Origin of the sequence: Sphingosinicella microcystinivorans (assembly GCF_003634215.1) — a bacterium.
Lineage (GTDB): Bacteria > Pseudomonadota > Alphaproteobacteria > Sphingomonadales > Sphingomonadaceae > Sphingosinicella > Sphingosinicella microcystinivorans.
This window is the reverse complement of the sequence record NZ_RBWX01000014.1, coordinates 19,161-41,084: the sequence shown is the minus strand read 5'-3', so window position 1 is coordinate 41,084 and position 21,924 is coordinate 19,161. Positions and strand designations below refer to the sequence as shown.

Annotated in this window: 22 protein-coding genes and 1 tRNA gene; 4 read left to right on the top strand and 19 right to left on the bottom strand. The window is 63.2% G+C overall.

Annotated elements, in window-relative coordinates:
• Positions 1-72: 72 nt before the first annotated feature.
• From DFR51_RS18395 to DFR51_RS18350, 11 genes are all read right to left on the bottom strand, one after another.
• Positions 73-3,357 (bottom strand): efflux RND transporter permease subunit, encoded by a 3,285-nt coding sequence (locus DFR51_RS18395; RefSeq protein ID WP_121053792.1) that lies wholly within the window; start codon positions 3,355-3,357, stop codon positions 73-75.
• A 1-nt stretch (position 3,358) separates the two neighbouring features.
• Positions 3,359-4,528, bottom strand: a complete 1,170-nt coding sequence (locus tag DFR51_RS18390; RefSeq protein ID WP_121053828.1) for an efflux RND transporter periplasmic adaptor subunit — start codon at positions 4,526-4,528, stop codon at positions 3,359-3,361.
• A 13-nt stretch (positions 4,529-4,541) separates the two neighbouring features.
• On the bottom strand, positions 4,542-5,750 hold the full coding sequence (locus DFR51_RS18385; RefSeq protein ID WP_121053789.1) for a TolC family protein: 1,209 nt from the start codon (positions 5,748-5,750) through the stop codon (positions 4,542-4,544).
• A 55-nt stretch (positions 5,751-5,805) separates the two neighbouring features.
• On the bottom strand, positions 5,806-6,132 hold the full coding sequence (locus tag DFR51_RS18380) for a hypothetical protein (protein WP_147423407.1): 327 nt from the start codon (positions 6,130-6,132) through the stop codon (positions 5,806-5,808).
• Positions 6,133-6,270: 138 nt separating this feature from the next.
• Positions 6,271-6,786 carry an RNA polymerase sigma factor gene (locus DFR51_RS18375; RefSeq protein ID WP_121053785.1) on the bottom strand — a complete coding sequence of 172 codons (516 nt, stop codon included), beginning with the start codon at positions 6,784-6,786 and terminating at the stop codon, positions 6,271-6,273.
• Entirely contained in the window at positions 6,783-7,271 is a 489-nt protein-coding gene (locus tag DFR51_RS18370; protein ID WP_243445526.1) for a hypothetical protein, read from the bottom strand. The genes DFR51_RS18375 and DFR51_RS18370 overlap by 4 nt, the downstream gene beginning before the upstream one ends.
• Before the next feature lie 222 nt (positions 7,272-7,493).
• Positions 7,494-8,414: a nucleotidyltransferase and HEPN domain-containing protein gene (locus DFR51_RS18365; protein WP_121053781.1), complete on the bottom strand. Its 921-nt coding sequence runs from the start codon at positions 8,412-8,414 to the stop codon at positions 7,494-7,496.
• Between the two features lie 583 nt (positions 8,415-8,997).
• Positions 8,998-9,351: a hypothetical protein gene (locus DFR51_RS18360; RefSeq protein WP_121053779.1), complete on the bottom strand. Its 354-nt coding sequence runs from the start codon at positions 9,349-9,351 to the stop codon at positions 8,998-9,000.
• A gap of 119 nt (positions 9,352-9,470) precedes the next feature.
• A complete protein-coding gene (locus DFR51_RS18890; RefSeq protein WP_126494497.1) occupies positions 9,471-9,665 on the bottom strand; it encodes a hypothetical protein in 195 nt (64 codons plus the stop codon).
• A 65-nt stretch (positions 9,666-9,730) separates the two neighbouring features.
• Entirely contained in the window at positions 9,731-10,072 is a 342-nt protein-coding gene (locus DFR51_RS18885) for a hypothetical protein (RefSeq protein ID WP_126494499.1), read from the bottom strand.
• A 181-nt stretch (positions 10,073-10,253) separates the two neighbouring features.
• Positions 10,254-10,886 (bottom strand): cation efflux transmembrane domain-containing protein, encoded by a 633-nt coding sequence (locus tag DFR51_RS18350; RefSeq protein WP_121053775.1) that lies wholly within the window; start codon positions 10,884-10,886, stop codon positions 10,254-10,256.
• Positions 10,887-10,954: 68 nt separating this feature from the next.
• Between DFR51_RS18350 and DFR51_RS18345 the strand changes: the two genes are divergently transcribed.
• Positions 10,955-11,368 (top strand): MerR family transcriptional regulator, encoded by a 414-nt coding sequence (locus DFR51_RS18345; RefSeq protein ID WP_121053774.1) that lies wholly within the window; start codon positions 10,955-10,957, stop codon positions 11,366-11,368.
• A gap of 82 nt (positions 11,369-11,450) precedes the next feature.
• Here DFR51_RS18345 and mobF read toward each other — a convergent pair whose 3' ends face one another.
• The 7 genes from mobF to DFR51_RS18310 all read right to left on the bottom strand — a co-directional run bounded on the left by mobF (position 11,451) and on the right by DFR51_RS18310 (position 18,697).
• The gene (gene mobF, locus DFR51_RS18340; protein ID WP_121053772.1) at positions 11,451-14,213 is read right to left on the bottom strand and encodes a MobF family relaxase; all 2,763 of its coding nucleotides are present in this window, start codon (positions 14,211-14,213) and stop codon (positions 11,451-11,453) included.
• Positions 14,213-16,045 carry a type IV secretion system DNA-binding domain-containing protein gene (locus tag DFR51_RS18335; protein ID WP_338068338.1) on the bottom strand — a complete coding sequence of 611 codons (1,833 nt, stop codon included), beginning with the start codon at positions 16,043-16,045 and terminating at the stop codon, positions 14,213-14,215. The genes mobF and DFR51_RS18335 overlap by 1 nt, the downstream gene beginning before the upstream one ends.
• Complete coding sequence (locus DFR51_RS18330; RefSeq protein WP_121053770.1) at positions 16,042-16,413, bottom strand: hypothetical protein; 372 nt, start codon at positions 16,411-16,413, stop codon at positions 16,042-16,044. Before DFR51_RS18330 ends, DFR51_RS18335 begins: the two co-directional genes overlap by 4 nt.
• Before the next feature lie 207 nt (positions 16,414-16,620).
• Positions 16,621-17,169: a hypothetical protein gene (locus tag DFR51_RS18325; protein ID WP_121053768.1), complete on the bottom strand. Its 549-nt coding sequence runs from the start codon at positions 17,167-17,169 to the stop codon at positions 16,621-16,623.
• Positions 17,170-17,231: 62 nt separating this feature from the next.
• Complete coding sequence (locus tag DFR51_RS18320; protein WP_121053824.1) at positions 17,232-17,405, bottom strand: helix-turn-helix domain-containing protein; 174 nt, start codon at positions 17,403-17,405, stop codon at positions 17,232-17,234.
• Positions 17,406-17,574: 169 nt separating this feature from the next.
• Positions 17,575-18,429, bottom strand: a complete 855-nt coding sequence (locus tag DFR51_RS18315) for a hypothetical protein (RefSeq protein WP_126494501.1) — start codon at positions 18,427-18,429, stop codon at positions 17,575-17,577.
• A gap of 193 nt (positions 18,430-18,622) precedes the next feature.
• Positions 18,623-18,697 (bottom strand) — tRNA-Gly (locus tag DFR51_RS18310).
• Positions 18,698-18,932: 235 nt separating this feature from the next.
• Here DFR51_RS18310 and DFR51_RS18305 point away from each other — a divergent pair.
• Genes DFR51_RS18305 through DFR51_RS18295 form a run of 3 tightly spaced genes read left to right on the top strand, consistent with a single transcriptional unit; the run spans position 18,933 to position 20,580 of the window.
• Positions 18,933-19,763 carry a tetratricopeptide repeat protein gene (locus DFR51_RS18305; protein WP_420853151.1) on the top strand — a complete coding sequence of 277 codons (831 nt, stop codon included), beginning with the start codon at positions 18,933-18,935 and terminating at the stop codon, positions 19,761-19,763.
• Positions 19,715-20,395: an LON peptidase substrate-binding domain-containing protein gene (locus tag DFR51_RS18300; protein WP_243445528.1), complete on the top strand. Its 681-nt coding sequence runs from the start codon at positions 19,715-19,717 to the stop codon at positions 20,393-20,395. The genes DFR51_RS18305 and DFR51_RS18300 overlap by 49 nt, the downstream gene beginning before the upstream one ends.
• Entirely contained in the window at positions 20,392-20,580 is a 189-nt protein-coding gene (locus DFR51_RS18295; protein WP_197723680.1) for a Trm112 family protein, read from the top strand. The genes DFR51_RS18300 and DFR51_RS18295 overlap by 4 nt, the downstream gene beginning before the upstream one ends.
• Here the strand turns inward: DFR51_RS18295 and DFR51_RS18290 are convergent.
• Positions 20,577-21,794, bottom strand: coding sequence for a UbiH/UbiF/VisC/COQ6 family ubiquinone biosynthesis hydroxylase (locus DFR51_RS18290; protein WP_121053762.1), 1,218 nt, complete (start codon positions 21,792-21,794; stop codon positions 20,577-20,579). The two genes, DFR51_RS18295 and DFR51_RS18290, sit on opposite strands and share 4 nt — an antisense overlap.
• Positions 21,795-21,924: the final 130 nt, after the last annotated feature.

The window sequence follows — 21,924 nt, the reverse complement described above, 5'->3', positions numbered from 1 at the left end:
CCGGAAAAGCCGATGGCGGCGGATAGCCGCCATCGGTTTCGCCATATCGCGCAGCACTAACATGAACTTCGCTCACTCGGGCTGCCCGCCCTTATTGTCGTCGCCCGGCAGGAAGACCCGTTCGCCGAGCGCGGTAACGTCGGTGTAGTCGCCAGCCACATGCTTGTTATGTCGTCCGCGGAGCAGCAGATGGCTGATAGCGGGGAGGACGAACAAGGTCAGCAGCGTCGAGGTAATCAACCCGCCGATCACGACGATCGCGAGCGGTTTTTGCACCTCGGCGCCGGTCCCGGTGGCCAGCGCCATCGGCACGAAGCCGATCGCGGGGACGATCCCCGTCATCAGCACCGCCCGGACACGCTCCATCACGCCTTCACCAATGGCGACATCGACAGGTTTGCCTTCGTCGATGCGCTGGTTGATGCTCGACATCACGACAAGACCATTAAGCACCGTCACGCCCGACAGCACGATGAAGCCCACCGCCGCCGAGACCGAGAAGGGAAGCCCGGTCAAGAGCAGCGAGAAGACGCCGCCGGCGAGCGCGAGGGGAATTGCCGAGTAGACAGCAATCGCCTGGCGCACGCCGCCCAGTGCCATGAACAATATGCCGAAGATGGCGGCGAAGATGATCGGGATAACGATCGACAGACGCGCCGACGCAGCTTGCAGATTTTCGAACTGCCCACCCCATTCGATAAAGCTCCCGGTGGGAAGCTTGACCTGCGCATTCACCTTTTCCTGCGCTTCGGCGACGAACGAGCCCAGGTCATTGCCGCGGACATTGGCTTGCACCACGACGCGCCGCTTGCCGTTTTCGCGGCTGACCTGATTCAGGCCTTCCGAAAAGCCGAACCTCGCCAATTCGCTGAGCGGCACCGATGCCCGCGCGCCACCTTCGCCCGGAAGGAGCACGGGAAGCGCACCTACCGCGTCGAGATCGTCGCGCGTGGCCCGGTCGAGCCGGACGACGATATCGTAGCGCCGGTCGCCTTCGAACACGATCCCCGCCTCGCGCCCCCCAAGGGCCGCGGCGACCGTATCGCTGACATCCTGAAGCGTCAGGCCGTAACGCGCGATCGCGTCGCGGTCGAACTGGACATCAAGCACGGGGAAGCCCGCGGTTTGCTCGACCTTGACGTCGGCGGCACCCGGAACGGTGTTCAGGATCGCCGCCACCTGCTGCGCGGCGCGGCCCATTTCATCGAGATCATCGCCGTAGAGTTTGATCGCGATGTCACCTCGTACGCCCGCGATCAGTTCGTTGAACCGGAGCTGGATCGGCTGGCTGATCTCGAAGGCGTTGCCGACGAGCGGTTCGAGCTTCTTCTCCACCCGCTCGATCACGTCGTCCTTGGTGCTCACGCCATCGGGCCAGGCATCGCGCGGCTTCAATATGATGAAGGTGTCCGACGCGTTGGGGGGCATCGGATCGCTGGCGACCTCCGCCGTACCCGTCTTCGAGTAGATGAAGGCGACCTCGGGAAGCGACGAGACCGCCTTTTCGACCTGCAGCTGCATTTCCTGCGACTTGTTCAGCGATGTCGAGGGGATGCGCAGCGCCTGCATTGCGAGATTGCCCTCGCCGAGCACGGGGATGAACTCACTGCCAAGCATCCCGAAGACGAGGATGGCGGCGGCAAAAGTCCCGCCACCTGCACCGATCCACGGCCAAGGGCGCGCGATGACGCGCTTGAGCACGGGCTCGTAGCGCGTCTTCACCCAAGCGATCGCGCGCACTTCCTTCTCAGCGACTTCGCCGCGAATGAGCAGCGCGACCATTGCCGGGACGAAGGTGAGCGATGCAACGAACGCACCGGCGAGCGCCAGCAGCACCGTAATCGCCATCGGCGAGAAGGTCTTGCCTTCGACGCCGGTGAAGGTGAGCAAAGGCACGAATACGAGAAAGATGATTGCCTGCCCGTAGATCGTTGGCTTCACCATTTCGCGCGAGGCTTCGAACACCTCGTGCAGCCGCTCGCTCAGCGAAAGCAATCGGCCTTCATGATGTTGTCGTTCCGCCAGCCGCCTGAGGCAGTTTTCGATGATGATGATCGAACCATCGACGATCAGTCCGAAGTCGAGCGCGCCAAGGCTCATTAAATTGCCCGATGTCCCGGTAATATTCATGCCCGTGCCCATGATCAGGAACGAGATCGGGATCACCAAGGTCGCGATTACCGCGGCGCGGAAATTGCCTAGCAGCCAGAACAGCACCGCCGCGACGAGTAGCGCGCCTTCGGCGAGATTCTTCTCGACGGTGCCGATCGTGGCATCGACGAGCTGCGATCGGTCGAGCACCGGTTTTACGACGATGCCGGGCGGCATCGACTTTGCGACATCCTTTAGCCGTTCGGCGGCCGCCGAAGCCACGATCCGGCTGTTGCCGTTCGCGAGCATCAGCACGGTGCCAACGACAAGTTCTTTGCCATTTTCCGACGCCGAACCGGTGCGCAGTTCACCGCCGATCTGCACCGTCGCGACGTCGCGGACCACGACGGGAACACCGCCGCGGCTAGCAACGGTCGCACGGCCGATCTCGTCGAGCGAGCGGATGCGGCCGTCGGCGCGGACGAGGAAGGCCTCTCCGCCGCGTTCGATGAAGTTCGCGCCGACCGAGATGTTGGCTCGCTCGAGAGCTTCGGCAAGCTCGGAGAAGGAGATGCCGTAGCTCGCCAATTTGGTCGCGTCGGGCTGGACGACGAACTGTTTTTCATAGCCGCCGATAGAATCGACGCCGGCGACACCCGGCACCGTTCGCAGCTGCGGACGGATAACCCAATCCTGCACGGTGCGCAGATAGCCAAGCTTGGCAACATCATCGACGAGGATTTCGCCGGTTGGAGTCATGTAGGAGCCGTCGGGCTGGAAACCCGGCTTCCCTGGAATTTTCGGATTGTCCTTGGTCGCGGTCGGCGCAAAATCGACCGTGTACATCAGCACTTCGCCAAGGCCCGTCGAGACCGGCCCCATCTGGGGTTCGGCGCCGTCAGGTAAGGTGCCCTGAGCCTGATTGAGGCGCTCGGCGACCTGCTGCCGCGCGAAATAGAGATCGGTATGATCTTCGAAAATCACCGTGACCTGGCTGAACCCGTTGCGCGAGATCGATCGCGAACTTTCCAGTCCCGGAATGCCAGCCATCGCGGTTTCGATGGGGAAGGTCACGAGGCGTTCGATGTCGAGCGGCCCGAGATTGGGCTGGACGGTGTTGATCTGCACCTGCTTGTTGGTGATGTCGGGCACGGCATCGACGGGCAGCTTCAAGAGCTGCGTGAGGCCATAAGCCGAGATGATGAGGGTGAGGATGACCACACCCCAGCGAAAGCGTATCGACGCGTCGAGGAGTTTTTCGATCATCTCAATGCTCCGCCTCGCCCTTGCCGATTTCGGCCTTGAGCAGGAAGGCACCGCGCGTTGCGATGACCTCGCCAGGCTTTACGCCGTCGACGATCTCGATGCGGCCGCCGCCGCGCTTGCCGGTGACCACCGTGGTCGCCTGGAAGCCCATGGCGGTCTTGACGAAGACAACCTCGCGGCCTTCGACGGTCTGCACCGCCTCTTCGGGCAAAGCGATCAGGGCGGAGTCTGCACCACCCTGCGGTTTGATGCGTGCGCGAAGGCCCTGACCGGGCGTCAGCCCGGCAATGCCACCGGGAATGAGTATGATTGTGGCGCTTTTGCTCTCGGGATCGAGGCTGGGGGTTGCCGAGCGAACCCGTGCGTCGACCGTCTCGCCACCGAGAAGTTCGATGACCGCGGTATCGCCGGGCTTGATCCGACGCGCATCGGCCGCGAGCACCGAGGCATTGATCTGGATACGATTGGGGTCGGAGACGCGGAACAATTCGGTTCCGGCGAGCACATAGGATCCGAGCTTGGCGTCGGATTTCGTGATTCGCCCGGAAATAAGGCTCGTCACCGCCAGGGTGCGACCGTCGCCCGAAACCTTGGCGGCAGCGGCAGCCGACTGCGAACGCCGTGCTTCGGCCTCGGCTTCGGCAAGCGCGGCGGCGGCGGCTTCGAGATCCTGCTTCGCGGTAATCCGCGCATCAAATAGCTTCTTCTCGCGCGCATAGGTTGACCGAGCGAGGGCGAGGCGGGCGCTGGCCGCACTCCGTTCGGAGGCAATCGCGGCCGCATCGCGGCTTTCCATCACTGCTACCGCTTCCCCGGCACGCACGGCGTCGCCGAGACGGCGGTTGATGCGCGTAATCGCTCCATCTGCACGCGCCGTCAGAACGGCCTCGCCTTCGGGCGTCGCTGCCACGACTCCCTGCGCAAGTATTTCCGAGCCGAGACCACCAGCCTGGATCGTCTCGGTGACGATGCCCGCGCCTTTGGCGCGCGCCTCGTCCATCAGAATCTGCCCTTCGACATGTCCTTCCTCTTCTTCCTCGGCGGATGCCGCGGGTGCGGCGGCCTCGGGAGCGGTCATCGAGCGACCGATCAGGATACCGCTGCCGCCCAACAGGAGAGCCCCGACCGCGACGGCGGCCATGAGGCGATTCTTGGTTTCGAAGATTTGCATGATTTTCAGTTCCCTATTGCGCGTTCGCGCGGCCCAGCGCGGCAAGGGCGCGGGCGCGATCAAGCTGCGCTTCGATCAGTTTGAGATTGGCGCTGGTCAGCGCCTCCTGGGCGTCAATCAGTTCGATGAGCGTGAACTTGCCTTGTTGGTAGCCGATCTCGGCGACCCGCGCGGCTTCACTCGCCTGGGAATGACCGGCTCCCGACAAGGCGGAAACCCGTTCGTTCGCCGCCGCCAGCATCAGTTCAGCGCCGCGCCGCGAGAAGCGGGTATCGAGGCGCGTCTGGGCCAGCTGCGCTTCGGCGGCTTCGCCACCGGCGCGCGCGGCAGAGATGTTGCCGCGATTGCTGTTAAACACTGGCAGTGGAATGGAAACACCGACGATGAAGGCGGTATCCTTGTTTTCGCGGAAGTTGCGAACTCCTCCCGATGCCGTGATGTCGGGCACGCCCTCGGCCTGAGCGAGGTGCACTCGTGCCGAAGCGGCATCTCGCTCCGCCGCCGCGAGGCGTTCGTCGAGGCTCTGCGCATCGGCCGGCAAGGCGGGCGGCGGCGGAAGATCCTGAGCGATGACCGACAGCTCGGGATCTTCGCTGCCGATGAGCAGGGCCAATTCTTGCCGCGCCGACAGAAGTTCTGACTGCGCGCGCAGACGTTCGGCCTTTGCCTCCGCCAGCAGGGCGTCGGCCCGCAGCTTCGTCAGCGGCGGGTCACGACCCACGTCAACGAGCGTCTCAGCGATGCGCGCCAGCTCGACCGCCCTTTCATGGACACTGTCGGCGAGCGCTTCCCGATCCTCCGCCGCGCGCAGTTCGGCGTACGACACGGTAATGTCGTGGATGAGGTCGGCGTCGGCCATTCGTAGCGCGATCTCGGCGAACGACCGCTCGGCGGCGGCGACCTCCTTGCGCGCGCGCCTTTTTCCCCCGAGCTCGAAAGGCTGCGACACCGCAATTGTGGTCTCGGTCTGGCGAAAGGTTCGATAGGGTCCGGTGCCGCTGAAATTCTCGACTTCGGCGGATATGGTGGGATTCGGACGCACACCCGCCTGCATGGCACGCCCCACGGCCGCCTTAAGTTCGGCTTTGGCCTTGGCGAGCCGTGGCGATACGTCTCGTCCGCGCGCCAGCGCGTCGGACAGAGAGACAGGTTCGGCGAACGCAGGTTGCCCTGCCATTGCCAGCGTCCCTGCGAACAGCAGGACGCCCAGTGATTTCGACATAAGTACTCCTGATCAATGCAAAAGGGCGCAGGCAAATGCCAGCGCGGAGCAGTGATCAGGCGGCGGGAGGCTCGGTTGGGGGAGCGGGCGCGCGTGAAGCGAGCACAACAGTTGCGCGCGCGAGATGGATATCGCGCGCCGGCCAGCTGCCAGGCATCTCGGACTCGTCGGAAAGCAGGCCTGCGGGGCAATGATGATGGTGGAGAAGCGCGTTGCCGTTCGGAGCACTGTCGTCGGGGGTCGCGTCGTGCGCGACCTCTACAAAAACATGCTGATGCACATCAACGCCCACCGGTGCGGCGTCATAAGCCATGGCCAGCGTATCGAGGCCCGCCATAAGCGCTACAATGAGCAACAATAAGTGGACCAAACGGTTTCGCATCTAACGCCGGTTAGCAGCCGTACAAAATGCAGGCAAGTCAGGAATCCGCCGCAGCCAAGACTGCAAATCCTGTGGCTGGTGTCCGTGCAAAGTGGCTGAGACTAGAACATTGTTCCCAGAGAGCTTTGCCCAGGCCGGTTATCCAGCCACACTCCAGCCTGCCAATGCTCGGCGTATCCGCGCCAACGCCAAGCTCACGTGATGTTGGACGCCCTTGTCGCCGATGCCGAGTTGTTTCGCAATCTCCATGTAGGTCATGCGCCTCATCCGGTGCATCATGAAAACACGCCGGGTTCGGCGCGACATGGCGCGGAGCGCGCGTCCGTAGGCTCGCCGCAAGTCGGCTTCCTCGATTCGCCACGTTTGCTCCGGGTAGACGGGGGCGTCGCAGCCTTCGTCGAAGGGAAAGATGAGGGCTTGCGACTGCTGTTGCTGGCGCGCGCGGTCGATCAGCAGATTGCGGGCGGAGCGGGTCAGGTAGGCCTGCGGATTGTCCATCCGCTCGAAAGCGCCGCTGCGCAGCAGGCGAGCGAACGTCTCCTGCACCAGATCGGGCGCCTCGTCGCGACCGACCCTCGTCCTGAAGTAGCGCAGCAGTCGCCCGTGCTCGGCCCGATAAAATGCCGCGAACGCGGCGGTCGAATCGCGCGTCATGGCCGTGCTCCCCGGCGTTCACGCGCATTCAGCGGAGCGTCGCGCGAGGCGCGGTACAGCGTGATACCCGCCTCGATGCGGTCGAGAATGAACGTGTCCCGTTCTGCGCGGGCGGTGCGAATGTCTGACTTGGCGTAAATTTGAAGATCGACTGCGCAGCGGTCGCCGAGTTCGCGGTCGAGGGCGGCGCGAGCGCGGCGCCAGCAGCGGTCGTCGGTGAAAAGCGGATGGTTGACGACGATCCAGAGTTCGTAGTCGGAGAAGGCGATCGTGTGCCGGTCTTCATACCAGGAGCGCCGCGCATAGGGGCCGATCAGAATGACCCGCTTGATCTGGCCCGGCGCGGGCGCCTGTACCTGTTCGGGGTCGAAGCAGCCGCGCACGATGCGCGTGATCCGTTCAACCTCGCTCTGCTTGCGGCGGATGAGATGGCCAACGCGCGCCATCACGACTTCGCGCGCGTAAACGTCAATAGGGGGTGTCATATGCAGCTCGCACACCAGCGGTCCGCGCGTTCATGCGCGGATGTGCAAGCGGTGTCCGCTGCGTGCCGCTGATGCGGCTTGCAGCAACTGCCCGACCATAACGGCCGAGCCTGCATGATGCCTGGCAGGGTTATCCCGGAGATGGCCGCCAGTCATTCCATCCCGTGGCCGGGAATATGCCAGAATCGGGTTGGTTCGGCAAGTTGCCGGACGGCGGCGGTGTTATGTGTTCGCGGCCGATTCCAATTCAGCGATACGTTCCGAGCAAGCCTGAAGGACAATGCGGCCAAGTTCTTCGATCCGCGCGCTAAGCCACATCAGCTCTTCGTCGTTGATCTTGTAGTGCTTGGAGTAGCGGGCTTTGGTGTAGGCCTCTTTCAGCTTCTGAAACATGGCGCGGTCACGTCGATTGTCCTCGGGCCATATCCGGAACAGGCGCCGGTCCAGTCCTTCAGCGAGTGAACGCAGGAAAGCGATATTGTGATTGTAAGGCGTATAGAATGTCAGTGTGAGCAAAAGGCAGGAATAAAGCCGTTCTGTGGCTTGATGCAGCAGAAAGGCTGCTTCTTTGGGGCGTTTCTGTTTCGCCAACTCTCTCGATGTGTTCAGCCAAACAACGGCGCCGGGATAATATTCTTCAAAATATTCCCTAGCCGTCCCGAGTGCTTGTTCGGGCGTCTTGGGTTTAGGTGTCGCTAGTTCTCGTCCATCGGCTTCATAAAGCGCGACACCGTCCTTGGCGACTTCCATGAAGAATACGCGACCATGCGCCAGCCCATCGTTCACCTCATGCAGCGAGTGGACAATGAAGTTGACCGGCGTACGCAGCGTCTTCTCGATTGTATAGGCCCGGATCAGCCGTTCCTCGGCCTTCGCCCAATAGGCGGCGCGGTCAGTCAGCTCCTTCTGGCTGACGATGATGAGAATGTCGTAGTCGGACTTGTACTGGTTCGCCGAAAGCGGCGCATCGACCCAGTCGCCGCGCGCATGGCTGCCGAACAGGACGATTTTCAGGATGCGCGCACCCTTGCGCCGCCCGACCGCGTTCTCGGTCGCCTCGCGGAACTCGTCGAAAATGATCTCGACGATGCGCTCAAGCTCACGCTGCTTCGCGGCAGGCAGATGGTCGATGTCGGTGCGCATGGCCAGGATTCTTCGCCATTCTCAATGTTTTGGCAAGCGCTATCGCCAAGAGCTCCTTCGGCGGCGAGAAGTGCTTAAATCGCTATTCTCAGTTTATTCCGAACTCCCTCTACCTCGACGATAAAATGTGCAATCTCGTTAGTCTTTACGGGGGATCAGGTACTATATTCTGATCGCGTCCAGTCATGCTGATGATCGCCGCGTGTGTGCCAGGGCCGACACGCCAGACAGGCAAACCAGTTATTTTCGCGTCGCCCGGTCCTTCAACCAGTTGGCGCATTTCCTCTCAATGTCAGCTTCACATCGAGAAGCACGTTTGTGGTGTCACACATGGCGACCACAACCGTATGGCAATAACCACCCTGCCGACCACTACATTACAGGGTCACGCCAGCCCTGCCCAGATAACCCCAGTGATCGCGGTGCACGCCACACCTCGGTGCTATTCCAAAACCAACTATCAAGAGACGTCTATACAGGCAGGCGGAGAGAATCGGTCACTCTGCCCACAACAATAATCGATACGTCTACAAGCGCATCTGTTGCTGGGCGTTGCTATCGCGACAAGCTGAACCTTCTCTCCTCAGGGGTCTGGATTGATTCTGATCTCGACGAGTAGACGGGAAACCTCCGTTACGTCATTCACGTTGAGCTCGCCGTAGAAACTCTTGCCCACGAATGGGTGGCTAATCATTTTTGGCAGATAAGTATCGGTCTTTGCGATGATCTCTCCGGATTTGGTCAGGGCTTCCAAGTGGATATGACCATGCGTGTGACCGTAGTTTCCGCGGCGCACTTTACCCCAGATTTCAACACCCTGTTTACCTCGATAGGCGTGGACCCATTGGATGGTGTAAGGCTCGCTGAAATTCTGCGTAATCGGAACTTCGAGCTTAGGTCCTAAAGCGCAACCACCGGTTGCGAGACCGACTGCCATTGCGGTTACGAAAATTCTCGCTCTTGATAGCATCGTACTATGCCTCTCATGTTTTGGAGTTATCGGCGCGGACCCTCCTTCGGGTTTGCGCGTCGTTCTGCCCTGAATCCTCAAATTTCTCATGTCGATGCACCGGCAGGAAAGGTGCCGGGACCGACAACAGTGTCAGGAGCGTTGGCGAGATGGTCCGGCCAATCACCGATGGCGAGTGCACGCCGTACAGCCTTCTCAAGGCTGATTGGTTCGGCTCTTGCGGCATTTGGCAAATGCAGCACCCTCCCGGCCAAAAAGCCGGCGGCCATTTTCAATAGCATGGGATTAGCTCCTGAAACGTAGCACATCACGGGCCGGAATTTTCCCGACCCAGCGAAGGGGCGCTTCAGGCTAGGGGCGGTTCCGTCGGTTGGTCCGGCGTCAGTGAGAGAAGCACCGTGGCTTCTCCCGGCCAGAGAATTTTCCTGTTAAAAAAGGCGAGCCCGGTGGCATCCCTCGCATCACCTACCACCGTCATGGGACAATGGATGTGATGCGCGATTGGTTGCAATTTGTCGGTAGCGCCATCCTGCGGGGATTGTTCATGGTCATCTATATGATGCACGCCCGCAACTTGAACGAATTCCACTCCAAGACCACGCTGCTCGTGATGGGCTTCTACGGGCGTGTGAAGTCCGGCGCACAACACCGAAAACAGAACCAGAATCTGAAGAACAATGCGCCCCATCGACTAACTTTTAGCAAAGCGCATCAATTTTTCAAAACAAAACATCAATGGTAGTCCCACCATCACTATGGTTCTGAAATGTGCATATGCCAGAGCATATGCTGGGCGATCGCGCGGTCACCATCACCGCGAGCGCGAAGCGAAGCGATTTGCTCTGGACCATGATGGCAATCAACTGCAGTCATGTTGCCGTACCCGCGCCGGAAAGTTCGCGCCGTGCTTGCTTTATGACTTCCAGACCGCCTTGCAGGCCCAAAAAGGCAATAATGAACGCTGCAATGATGTCGGGCAGACCGCTACCCGTCAAAAGCACGGCGAAACCTGCTGCAATGACCAGCAAATTGTTGATCGCATCGTTACGTGAGCATATCCAAACGGAACGCATATTAGCATCGCCTGACCGAAACCTGTAAAGCATCCGGGCAACCGTTACGTTGACGAACAGCGCAAGTGCGCCGATGCCGCTCATCATCCAGGGTTCGGGCTGGCCTCCAGCGAATAATCCCCAAATGGCCGAAATCAGGACGCCGAGAGCAAAAGTAAATATAGTAAAGCCCTTGATCATCGCGGTCCGCGCGCGCCAGGCTAATGCCATTCCCGTCACGCCGAGGCTAATCGCGTAATTTGCCGCATCACCCAAAAAATCGAGCGCGTCAGCCTGCAGGGAGCGGGAACCCGAGACGGCACCAGCTGCAATTTCGATCAGGAACATGAGGGTGTTGGCTGCAAGGGCAATCCAAAGGATGCGTCTCCACGCCGGATTGGCCTGTGACTGAACAGTTTCACACGAACTGGTGCAGCACGTACTGTCCATCGCCAAACTCCTTGGTTCATTCGAGTCGGCCGATTATATGGACCCTGTAGCAACTACAGGGTCAAGTCGTGAAAATTGGGAAGCTCTCGCTGACCACCGGCACTAACATCGAGACGATCCGTTATTATGAGCGGATCGGCCTTTTACCCTTGCCCGACCGCACACCTGCCAATTATCGGTCCTATGGCGAGTCACACCGAGCAAGACTCGCGTTCATACGTCATTCGCGTGAACTTGGCTTCACCATCGAAGACATTCGCTCGCTTCTTGACTTGGCGGACCATCCAGACCGGGAATGTTCGGCAGCCGACCGCATCGCCAGTCGCCATCTTGAGCGGGTCGAGACCAAGATTGAGCATTTGCTCAGACTTCGTGACGAACTGATGCGCCTGATCGGCGACTGCCGGGGCGGTCTGGCGGCCGATTGCCGCGTCATCGAAGCGCTTGGCGACCACGCTTTCTGCGAAGGACATCACGCATGACGTACATCACTGCTAAGATTTCGCTCTCCGCCGCCATCATTGCCTGGGTAGCGCCGAGCGAGGTCGCAATGGCCGGCATCTGCTACTCGATGCCGGCCCCCCTGGCTTTAACGGCGGCGGGGGAGGGCACGACCATCTGCGCAATGGCGGTCTGCACCTGTCCCGCCCGTTCGGTGATCGCGGATACCAGTCTGCCGCGATCATTGGTGAACACGGTGGCGGAGGCCTTCGCGCGAGAGATTCCCACATAGAAGCTCTTCTGATCGACAAGGTTGGTGGCCCGGCTGTCGGCGTGGATGATGACGTGGTCGGCGGTACGGCCCTGGGCGACGAACGTGGTCTCGACATAGGCATGGGCGATGTGCCTGTCGCGCGCCGCGTCGAGATTCAGCGTCTCAGTCTTTCCTCTCGGCGTCTGGATTGTCGCGGTGCGGGATTTCTCGTCCACGTCTACCACGACGCTGCGCCCGCCGTTGACCCGGCCCATTTCGCGATCGTTTCGTGTGAACCGAATGCTGTCACCGGCCTTCAGCTCAAGCGGCTGCGGGGCAAAAGCCTGGCTCTTGCCAGCGCCCCATTGCCGTAAACGCCAATCCACCTCGCGCCCGTCCTCAGATTTGAGCGTTATGGCGGACTTCGCCGGGTCGATGCTCTCCACCCGGTAAGCTTCGCCGCGCGCCACGCCCTTGTCGGCATAGTCGCGGGTGAACCGGACGACATCGCCCTTGTCATAGCTCAAGGGATCGCGCGCCTCGGCGCGGGTCAGCCCCTTGTTCGCAAGGCTCTGCAGGGTAACGGCCGGACCGGTAAGCACGCCCGACCGTGTCAGCGCCGCACGAATATCGGCGGTCAAAGCGTCGCGCCCCTCGCGCGACGGCTCGATGACAAGGGTGCGGACGCGGCCAGGATTGTCCAGCGCAGCATATGTCTCGGCAATGGCGGCGAACCTTTCGGCCCGGTCGGCACGCTCGATGATCTGCCCGCCACCCCGATCGAGCGCGTCGAGCGCCGCCTTCGCGTCCCCGGCGATCGATGCCAGCACCGCCTCCTTTGTCGCCGCATTGGTCTGCCGGACGATCTCCGCGAGCCTCGCGGTTTCCATACCGGCGCCCTGCAACTGCACGAACGCGGCACCTGCTTCGACCGAGCCAAGTTGCTTCACGTCGCCGACAAGGAGGACGCGGGAATTGTGCCGGTCGGCGAGGTCGAGCAGCCGGGCGGTGTCGCGGGCCGAGAGCAGCGAAGCCTCGTCCACAATCCAGGCGGCGGGTTGCCCGTGAGGGGACCGCTCGGGTGACATTAGATGCCGCGCGACCGTATCGCCGCGCGTGCCGAGCGCCTCCCCCAGCACCATCGCCGCCGATGCGGTGGGCGCAAGCGCGATGACGGATACGCCGCGCGCCTCGGCCTCGCGCGCGAACGTCGCGAGAACCGTGGTGGTCTTGGCGGTGCCCGCATAGCCCTGCAAGGCGGTGACCCGGTTCCGGCTGCCCAGGAGCTGCGCGGTGGCTTGGCGCTGGTCGGCATTCCAGCCAAACCCCGCGCGTTCCGCCTTCGCCGCTGCATGGGCGACGGCCTTGGCGGCGGCGAGAGGCGATGCAATCGAGGGAAGAGCGCCGCGGCCCTCCGCCTCGATTCGCAGCATCCGGGCTTCAGTCTCGACATTCTGGCGGGTGGTGAGCCCGGCGAACGCCGCGCCGCGCCGGTCCAGAAAGGTCCGGTCGATCACGTCGCCCCTTTCCGTCGCCGCCGTCAGGGCCGCGCCGATCTGCGCGTAGCTGACCTTGCCGAGCCCAACCCGTCCGGCTTCCTCATGCAAGGCGGCAACGGAAAACACCGACTGCCGTTCGCCGAGCTTGTCGGCGGCCTGGGTGATCGCGTGGGCGGCGGCCCCGTCGCCCTGCATTTGTATTGCAACGCGGTTCGATGGATCGACGGCCCTGGCTTCGGCCTGCCGGATCATCGCCAGCCGTGCCGCCCGCCCGAACCCTGCCTTGTCGGCCGTCTGCCGCCAGCCCGCGACGAGCGCGGCATGATCGGCCGCGACCTTGGCTTGCCGCGTGTCGAGCGCCGCGACCTGCTTTTCAGACGCGCTCGCCGCGTCGCGCGACGTGCCGCGCGCGGCGAGCGCCGCCTCGATCTCGGCGCTGCGCGTACTGAATGCGGTCATCACCGCGCCGGACACGCCTTTGATCTCGAACAGCGAGTCCTTGCCCACCTCAATCTCATAGCCGAGTTCGCGCACCTTCAAGGCGAGCTCCTGCCGGTAGATCGCGCCGATCTGCTTCTGAAGCTGATAGAGCGCGCGCGGTTCAAGGCTGCGCCAGCTGCCATCCTCGCGCTGCGTCGCATTCATGATGACATTGTGCGTGTGAAGCTGCGGGTCCTGCGCGCGGCTGGTGCCGTGCTGGAAGCTGGCGATGATGAGATTGCCGGTCGCCTCGCGGATGACTGCGCCGCCGTCGCGGACGCGCGTTGCGGCCATGTGCGCCTCGACATGCGCCATCGCGGTTCTGACCGCTTCGCCGTGTGCGGCGATCAGCCGCCGGTCGCCCGCAACCTCCGCCATGATCGACACTGACTTGGGCGCGCTCAAGGTCACATCCCAGCCGGGGCGGTGTTCAAGCTGGCCGCCACGCATCGTGCCGAGCTGCGCCCCCGCGACCTTGCCATCCAGAAGCGCGCGGAACTGGTCGCGGTCCACCTCGCCGGAGAGGTCCAACGCCTCGGCGCCCTTGCCCTGCCATTCCGATGGCGAAAGTCCGCCTTCGGCGTAATAGTCATCGGCCTCGTAGTAGCTGCTCGCCTGCGCCGAGCTGGTGAGCGCGGACACCGACGCGACCATCACACCGGCCCCTGGCTCGTGGGGGAGGGCGGGGACGCGGACGGGGGCTGCGGTTCGGGCGCTGCGCGCCCCGCCTGCCAAAGCGTGGTGCCTGGATCGCCAGCGACGAAGCCCGGCTGGCACGGCGGCCCGCGCCGCGCGACATGATCGGCGGTGAGCTTCACCCGCGCCACCGGCAAGCCGTCCGGCAGCAGCAGGAAGCCTTCATGCTTGGGGAGGCGCAGTTCGCTTTCGAGGACGGCAGGCCGCGTCTTGCGCATCCGGCCGAGCGTGGTGCGGGCCTCAGTGTCGCCATCGGCGAGCGCATCGGTCATGGTCTGGATTTCGACATCGCACGTGCCGATGGTCTCGCTGGCCCATCGCCGGGTCTCGCCATCGATCGTCTGCAGGAACAGCTTGGTGTTGCAGCAGCCGAGCATCGACTCGGCAAGCTGCGGCCCGTAGCGGTGCCGCATCTGGCCAAGCGCCTGAAAGGTGAGCACGACGGCGGCGCCGAACTTGCGGCCCTCAGGGAGAAGCCGCGCGAGATTGTCGACGCGGGGGAGGTCGGCAAGCTCGTCGAGCACGAACCAGATGCGCCGCTCAGGAGAGGGCGCGAGCCCCAGCACGGCGCTCGCCGCGCATTCGAGCCAGCAGGCGAGCAGCGGCTTCGACGCTTCAAAATAGTCTTCCTTGCGCGGCACGAAGATCCACGGGCGCGGGGCCTCCCGGGCATCGAGCCGGCTCATGAAGTCACGGAACGCGAACGGCGCGCCGCCGCTGTCCTCGGCGCGCAGGAACTGGATGAGGTCGGCGGCCTTGGCGAGCATGAAGAGCACGCTGCCCGTCGCCCGGTCGGCATCGTCGGCGAAGGTCCGCGCCGATGAGGTGTCGGTCAGCCATGCCTTGAGCTCGTCCTTGGTCTTCACCTGAAGCGCGGCGAGCAGCGCGGGGAGGGTGGTGTTGCCCTCGTCCCAGAGCTTGCGGATCATGTTGGCGACAAGGATGCGCGCGGTCTCCAGCCACACGTCGTGGTCCTGGCTGTTCGTCTCGGTGATGAACTGGTGCGCGATGCGCGCGGCGTCGGCGGGGTGAGAGATCTCCGCGAAGGGCGTCCAGAACGCGCAGCGCGCATCGAACGGGTTCAGGATGACGTCGCCGCGCTCGGACCGGTAGTAATGGGCGACAAACTCGCCGCTGGTGTCATAAACCAGTGCGGCGTCACCGCGTGCCTCGATCCCGTCGAGCAGCTGCCGCAGCGCCGTGGTCTTGCCGCTGCCCGTCGTGCCGATCATCGCCATGTGGCGGGTTTCGAGCGGTGCGGGGATCGGCACCTTGCCGATCGACAGGGCATCGGCACGCGCCTCTTTGGCGGTGAGCTTCGCCAGCCGCCTCTCGGTGGTGACGAGGGTTCCGGCGATGACGCGATCCTCAAGCGCGCGCTCGCGCCGCCGCGCGCCGACATCGCGCAAGAGGACAAGGCCCAAGAGCCAGGCGGCAAAGCCGAGCGCGCATCCGCGCCCCGCGTAAACCAGCACGGCGCCTGCCGCCTCGCGGTAATAGCGGCTCGCGACGACGGCGCGAGCGGAAACGCGGTAAGCCGCTCCCTGATATCGGACGCTGATCTCGGGATCGGCGGATACGCCGCCCGCGACCCATAAGCTCGTGCGCGCGTAAGCGTAGACGCCCGCCGCCCACTGCGCATCCTTGTTCAGCAGCGCATAGGGCGCGGCGACTGAACCTAGGGCAACCGCTGCCAGCATGACGCCGACCTGCCGCTTGAAGCGCCGGGCATGATTGCTGCGAAGCTGCCGCCGCATGGCGTCGGCATGGATGCGCCGGTCGTGGGTCACGGCCGGGCCTCCTGCGAGAGCCGCCGCTGGCGGTCATAGGCGGCGTTGATCTCGGCGGTGATGACCTCATCGTTCTTGCGCGCATCGAGCGCCGCGCTGCGGGCGTAGGCATAGGCGGCGCAGGCGGTGAACAGCGTGCGGTCGAGCAGCCGCTCGACGTCCACGATGCGGGTGCCGAGCGATGCCAGTTCGGCGACGAGTTCGCGGTCGTCGGTGCCCGGCGCGGGTGGGTTGGCGAGCGCCGCGATGCCCGCTTTCACGCTCAGCTGAAGCGCCGCGTAGATGCTCGTATCCTGCTGCCTGGCCAGCGACCGCAGCGCATTGGCAAGCGATGCTGGCAGGCGGACGGTGTATTGAATCGGCTTCATAGCGCTACCGCGCTGAGAGTGCGCCGCGCACTCGTGAAACGCCGCGCAATTGCGAGGGTTTGCCAATCCGCTGAAAGCGCGCACTCTCGGCGCACTCTCAAAAAACGGCGGAAAAGCGGGATGCACACGTGCGTGAGGTGTGTATCCAAATTGCGGGCTCGATGCAGAGCATCGCGGCCCTGCAACGCTGCCCTTTGCACAACCGGATCAGACATGGTGCGGGCCTTTCGCATCGTCGGCGGCGGGTCGGCGGTTCCGCTCCTGCCGCGCCGCCCAGGCCGCGATCATCGCCTTGGCAACGCGGTCGGCCTCGCGGCGATCGAACTCCACCAGGACTGCCGGCTGAGCACGGCGACTGCGATCGGCAAGCCATGCCCGAATGGCCCGTTCGACTGCGCCTTGCATATGTTCGTGCAATGCCTCGGCCTCGAACGGATCAAGGTGCGCGGTCACGCCGGGACTGAGGATCAGCCCGCCCAGCGGAAACGGATGATCCCCCACCCATTGGCTGGGGCCATCGATCCGGCAGAAGCTGGTGGTTCCATGATAGAGGGCGAGGGGCGGCCGCTCCGCCCGGTGCCAGTCTTTCAGCGCGGTGCGGTAGGTCTCGCCGTCGTCGTCATCGGCGAGAAGCTTTCGGACGAGCGGACGGACGTAAGCCGCGGTGCGCGGATGGGCGATGAAGTGCAGACTGATTCGCTCAGGCGCACCAAGAAGGCGGCCGAACCAGCCAAAGGCTTGTCGGAATACGCACACGATTCGACCTCACCTAAGGATATGAAGGGGAAAGGCGCGGGCAGCACATTGCCACCCGAGCGTCAGTTTGAGCGATGCACCTCGGTGAGCCGGGCAATCGATTCGGTCGTGATCAACGTCCGCGTTCCGATTTTGAGCGCATCGACCTGACCGGTCTTGATGAGTTTGTAGATGGTGCTGCGGCCGACACCGAGCGCTCTGGCTGTCCGATTTATCGAGTATGCGATTTCATCCATGGTCGCCTCCGTGTGTGCCGCGATGCGGCGAATGACCGGATCATTCACGTCTAAGCGCCGATGGTTCCAACGGCGTGCTAATGCGTGGGGAGACCGCCAAATTTGGCGGTCACACGATAACAATCAAATTTGGAAGTCGCGGATTTGTGCCATTCCTCGGGAATGGCGGCTAGGATTTCGTGGCGCGATTTTTCGCGATCACGTCCAATATCTGCTTGGCATAGAGGCTCAGCTGGGTTTCGCTGGGCGCTGGCCTGCGCCGGCTATGATACCAGTCCTCCAAAAGTGCGACAATCTGCTTCTGATTACCGCGTTTTCCGATCTGGAGCGAGCGGACGAAGGGATGCTCGATCAGCGACATGACAGCATCCGTATAATCATATGTTTTCGGCGCCCCTGTACGACTGGGTCTGGCCTTTGCGCTCGTAATGAGCTGATCGATATCGGCTTCCAGAAATAGTTCACGCGCGAACCAGAATCCCGTGGGCCCGAAAAGCGAGTCGCGGAGAGCGCTGCTCTTGGACACGTGTGCCGCGCGCAGGCTGCCAAAGAAATAACGCTCGTCCACATAGCGACGCGTGTCGTTGCGGAAGCGGTAGAAGGCCCGCGGTGTCGATTCGAGCTGAAGGACGGCAAACAGGCGTTCCAGATTACGCGCAGCAGGATCGTCAGCATCGGCATAAACAGCCTTCTGCGGCTTAGATGCTTTCAAACCGCCATACTGGAAGGAACGCCACACGGAGAGAACAGCCATAAGCAGGGCGAAGCATACCAAGCCCACAATAAGGGCCACGTCGGCGCCCGGCGTCTCGCTAGCGACGAGCAAAAGTCCAGGAATAAGTGTAATAGCAGTTGCCAAAAGTGCGACGGCAAATGCAGCTAACAAAATGGTGTATCTCTTGTGAATAACGCGGGAGGCGCTCTCTGTAATGCGGTCAAGCTCGGCGAGACCCACTTGCTCATTGATGTTTATGAAGCGGGCAGCAACTATGCGAAGCGGCAATACGTCCTTGTGGTCGTCCACGAGTTACCCCTCACGAGACGATCACATTGCCCTGTTTGCCGCGCGCATACAAACACTTGCTTAAGCATCAAACGCTGGCACGCACGGGACGCAGGCATTTCCGAGCGTGGTAGCCCGGTGGTAGCCCAACAGAAGACGGCTGATTCACGCCCTGCGCCGATGGCGCCTAAGTGATTGTAATCGCTTGAAAAATTGGAGCGGGCGAAGGGATTCGAACCCTCGACCCCAACCTTGGCAAGGTTGTGCTCTACCCCTGAGCTACGCCCGCTCGAACGTATGCGAAGGCTTGCCTCCGCCAGAGGTCGCGGCTGCTAGCATGAGCGTGGCGAAAAGCGCAAGCGGATTCGCGATTGGGGTTGGACGGCGTGCGCGCACTTCCCATATGAACGCCGGAAACCAACCTTTGTCTTTCGAAAAGGGCACGCATCTTGGCCACTCTCAGCACCCCCGAATCCGAGCGGGCTTCGATCGAGGCCTTCAAGCGCGACGTGATTGAACCGTCGATGACGTCGCTCGTCATCCTCGATTTCTATGCGGACTGGTGCGGCCCGTGCAAACAGCTTGCCCCGGTTCTGGAAAAGGTCGCGGCGGACTATGCCGAGCGCGGCGTGAAGCTGGTGAAGATCGATGTCGACAAGAACCAGATGATCGCTTCGCAGTTCCGCGTGCAATCTATCCCCACCGTTTATGCGTTTTTCCAGGGCCAGCCGGTCGCCGACCTGACGCCCGCGCGCACCGAGCGCGAACTGGTCGCGTTCCTGGACCAGATCCTGCCGCAGTTGCCGATCAATGCAGCAGACGGCCATGACAAATCGCTTGCCGCCTATGTGGAGGCCGCAGCCGCCGCGCTGGAGGCGGGCGACTTCGCCCAAGCCGAGCAGATTTACACCGCGCTGCGCGCCGAGGAGCCGGAGCAGGAAGCACACGCGATCGGCCTTGCCCGCGCGCTCGCCGGGCTCGACCGGATCGACGAGGCCGAAGCGGCGCTCGGCTCCGTTGCCGCCGACAGCAAGGCGCCGGGGCTGGCGCAGGTGCGCGCCGCGATCGAGATGGCGAAGAAGCGCGTTCCCGCCGGGGCGCTCGGCGCACTGGAAAGCGCGCTCGCCGCGAACCCGGACGACCACGCGAAGCGGCTGGAGCTTGCCGCCGCGCTTGCCGCGAACGGCGACCGCGACGCCGCAGCCGAACACCTGTTCGAAGTGATGCGCCGCGAGCCCGGCTGGAACGACAATGCGGCGCGCGCGCAGCTTTTGAAACTGTTCGAGGCGATCGGCCTTGAAGACCCGTGGGTGAACGCCGCCCGCCGCAAGCTTTCGGCGCTGCTGTTCTCGTGAGCGGTTTCGGGATCAGTTCGCTGCCGGAGGTGATCCCGGTGTTTCCGCTGGAAAATGCGGTCGTGCTGCCGCGCGGCCAGCTGCCGCTCAACATCTTCGAGCCGCGCTACCTCGCCATGGTGAAGGCCGCGATGGGCGGCGATCGCCTGATCGGCATGATCCAGCCCAAGGAAGACGGCAGCCTGTTCGAAATCGGCGGGCTCGGCCGTATCACGCAGTTCACCGATCCGGAGAACGGCCGGCTGCTGATCGTGTTGACCGGCGTCACGCGGTTTCGCATTGCCGAGGAGATCGAAGTGGAAACGCCCTATCGGCAGGTGCGCGCCGACTACCGCGATTTCGTGGAGGACTTTCAGGCGCCGCAGCCAATGGCGGCGGTGCTGCGTTCCGACCTTGAATCGACGCTGCGCACCTATCTCGATACGCAAAACCTGTCGGCGGACTGGGAAGCGGTTTCGAGCGCGGACGACGAATCACTGGTGAATACGCTTGCCGCCGTCTGCCCGTTCGACGTGGCGGAAAAGCAGGCGCTGCTGGAAGCGAAGACCGTGCCGATCCGCGCTGCCACGCTTTGCGCGCTGATGACGCTCGCGCAGACCGGTGCCGAAAACGGATCGGGGATGGTGCATTGAGCCGCGACGTCGATCCGCGGTTGCTCGCGATCCTTGTCTGCCCGCTGACGAAAGCGCCCCTCACCTACGACCGTGAAAAAGGCGAGCTCGTCAGCAAGGCGGCGGGCCTCGCCTATCCGGTGCGCGACGGCGTGCCGGTGATGGTGATCGAGGAAGCGCGCGAACTCGGCGAGGACGAGCGCTAGGGCAGATCGCCCCGCAGCAGTGACGGCAGATCACCAGAGGCGCCGCGCGCCTCCGCCATGAAGAAGCGCTTGAGCGGCGGCATGCGCTGCACGCCCGCGAGGCCAAGGCGGCGGATCGTTGCCGCGGGGCGCCCGGGAATCGCGAACAGCTTGTTGAGCACATCGGTCGCGCCCATCACCGACATGCTGTCGAAACCCCGCCAGCGCTGATAGCGCGCGAGCACCTGCGGATCGCCAAGATCGAGACCCAGCCGCACGGCTTCCGCCAGCACATCGGCGAGCGCGGCGGAATCGCGGAGGCCGAGGTTGAGGCCCTGGCCGGCGATTGGGTGCATACCGTGCGCACTGTCGCCCACGAGGATCAGGCGGCGGTCCGTGTAGCGCTCTGCATGGTGGAAACCGAGCGGGAAGGAACTGGGCTTGGCGGCGAGGCGTACCTTTCCGAGAAAGCCGCCCATGCGCTTATCGATTTCGGCGATGAAGGCGCGTTCCGGCAGCGCCAGCGTCGCAGCGGCATCGCGTTCCCGCACGGTCCACACGATCGCCGAGCGCGTACCCGGCAGCATGGGCAGCACTGCGAACGGCCCGGCAGGATAGAACAGCTCGAACGCGACATTGCCGTGCGGCACCTCGTGCTCGATCATGCCGACAATGGCGGTCTGATGATAACTCCACCCCGCGATGCGGATGCCGGCATCTTCGCGAATCTTCGAGCGGCGGCCGTCAGCCGCGATGATGAGCGGCGCGGTGAGCGTACCGCCGCTTGCGAGACGCACGGTGACGCCCGCCTGGGTGCGGTCGATCGCTGCAGCTGCATCGGGTGCGTGCACGTCGATATGGGCGGACGCCGCACCGGCCGCGACCAGCGCCATGCGCAGATGGCGGTTTTCGAACATGTAGCCGAGCGGTTCGTCTGAGCCGTCGCCGGTGCCGTCGAAATGGAGATGCAGCGGCGAAAGGCCGTCCGTGACGCGAATCTCGCGGATCGGGCACCCCTTCGGCTCAAGCTCTGCACCAAGGCCGAGAGCGGCGAGCATCCGCCATGTCGCGCTCGCGATCGCGGAGGCACGGCCGTCGAAGCCCGCCGCCAAAGTCGCATCGAGATCGGCGCTGTCGATGACGGCGGACCGGATGCCGGAGGCCGCGAGGGCAAGCGCCGTCGTCATGCCGACGAGGCCGCCGCCGATGATGATCGTATCGTGGGTATGCCGCATGACCGAACCCTAGCCGGACATCGCACCGTGCGAAAGAGGACGGAGACTGCACAATTTTCAGGCGTGCGCTTTCGTGAGCCTATTTATTGTGCAATTCATATTTCAAAATCCACGAAAGCGCGCCATTCCG

What these genes read in the sequence shown, in the direction of transcription:
- DFR51_RS18330 (WP_121053770.1), bottom strand. Translation starts at nt 16,413, where the DNA reads ATGAAGCCGATTCAATACACCGTCCGCCTGCCAGCATCGCTTGCCAAT.
- DFR51_RS18390 (WP_121053828.1), bottom strand. Translation starts at nt 4,528, where the DNA reads ATGCAAATCTTCGAAACCAAGAATCGCCTCATGGCCGCCGTCGCGGTC.
- DFR51_RS18350 (WP_121053775.1), bottom strand. Translation starts at nt 10,886, where the DNA reads ATGGACAGTACGTGCTGCACCAGTTCGTGTGAAACTGTTCAGTCACAG.
- DFR51_RS18305 (WP_420853151.1), top strand. Translation starts at nt 18,933, where the DNA reads ATGACGTCGCTCGTCATCCTCGATTTCTATGCGGACTGGTGCGGCCCG.
- DFR51_RS18320 (WP_121053824.1), bottom strand. Translation starts at nt 17,405, where the DNA reads ATGGATGAAATCGCATACTCGATAAATCGGACAGCCAGAGCGCTCGGT.
- DFR51_RS18290 (WP_121053762.1), bottom strand. Translation starts at nt 21,794, where the DNA reads ATGCGGCATACCCACGATACGATCATCATCGGCGGCGGCCTCGTCGGC.
- DFR51_RS18385 (WP_121053789.1), bottom strand. Translation starts at nt 5,750, where the DNA reads ATGTCGAAATCACTGGGCGTCCTGCTGTTCGCAGGGACGCTGGCAATG.
- DFR51_RS18365 (WP_121053781.1), bottom strand. Translation starts at nt 8,414, where the DNA reads ATGCGCACCGACATCGACCATCTGCCTGCCGCGAAGCAGCGTGAGCTT.
- DFR51_RS18360 (WP_121053779.1), bottom strand. Translation starts at nt 9,351, where the DNA reads ATGGCAGTCGGTCTCGCAACCGGTGGTTGCGCTTTAGGACCTAAGCTC.
- DFR51_RS18370 (WP_243445526.1), bottom strand. Translation starts at nt 7,271, where the DNA reads ATGACACCCCCTATTGACGTTTACGCGCGCGAAGTCGTGATGGCGCGC.
- DFR51_RS18885 (WP_126494499.1), bottom strand. Translation starts at nt 10,072, where the DNA reads ATGGGGCGCATTGTTCTTCAGATTCTGGTTCTGTTTTCGGTGTTGTGC.
- DFR51_RS18380 (WP_147423407.1), bottom strand. Translation starts at nt 6,132, where the DNA reads ATGCGAAACCGTTTGGTCCACTTATTGTTGCTCATTGTAGCGCTTATG.
- DFR51_RS18375 (WP_121053785.1), bottom strand. Translation starts at nt 6,786, where the DNA reads ATGACGCGCGATTCGACCGCCGCGTTCGCGGCATTTTATCGGGCCGAG.
- DFR51_RS18890 (WP_126494497.1), bottom strand. Translation starts at nt 9,665, where the DNA reads ATGCTATTGAAAATGGCCGCCGGCTTTTTGGCCGGGAGGGTGCTGCAT.
- DFR51_RS18395 (WP_121053792.1), bottom strand. Translation starts at nt 3,357, where the DNA reads ATGATCGAAAAACTCCTCGACGCGTCGATACGCTTTCGCTGGGGTGTG.
- mobF (WP_121053772.1), bottom strand. Translation starts at nt 14,213, where the DNA reads ATGGTCGCGTCGGTGTCCGCGCTCACCAGCTCGGCGCAGGCGAGCAGC.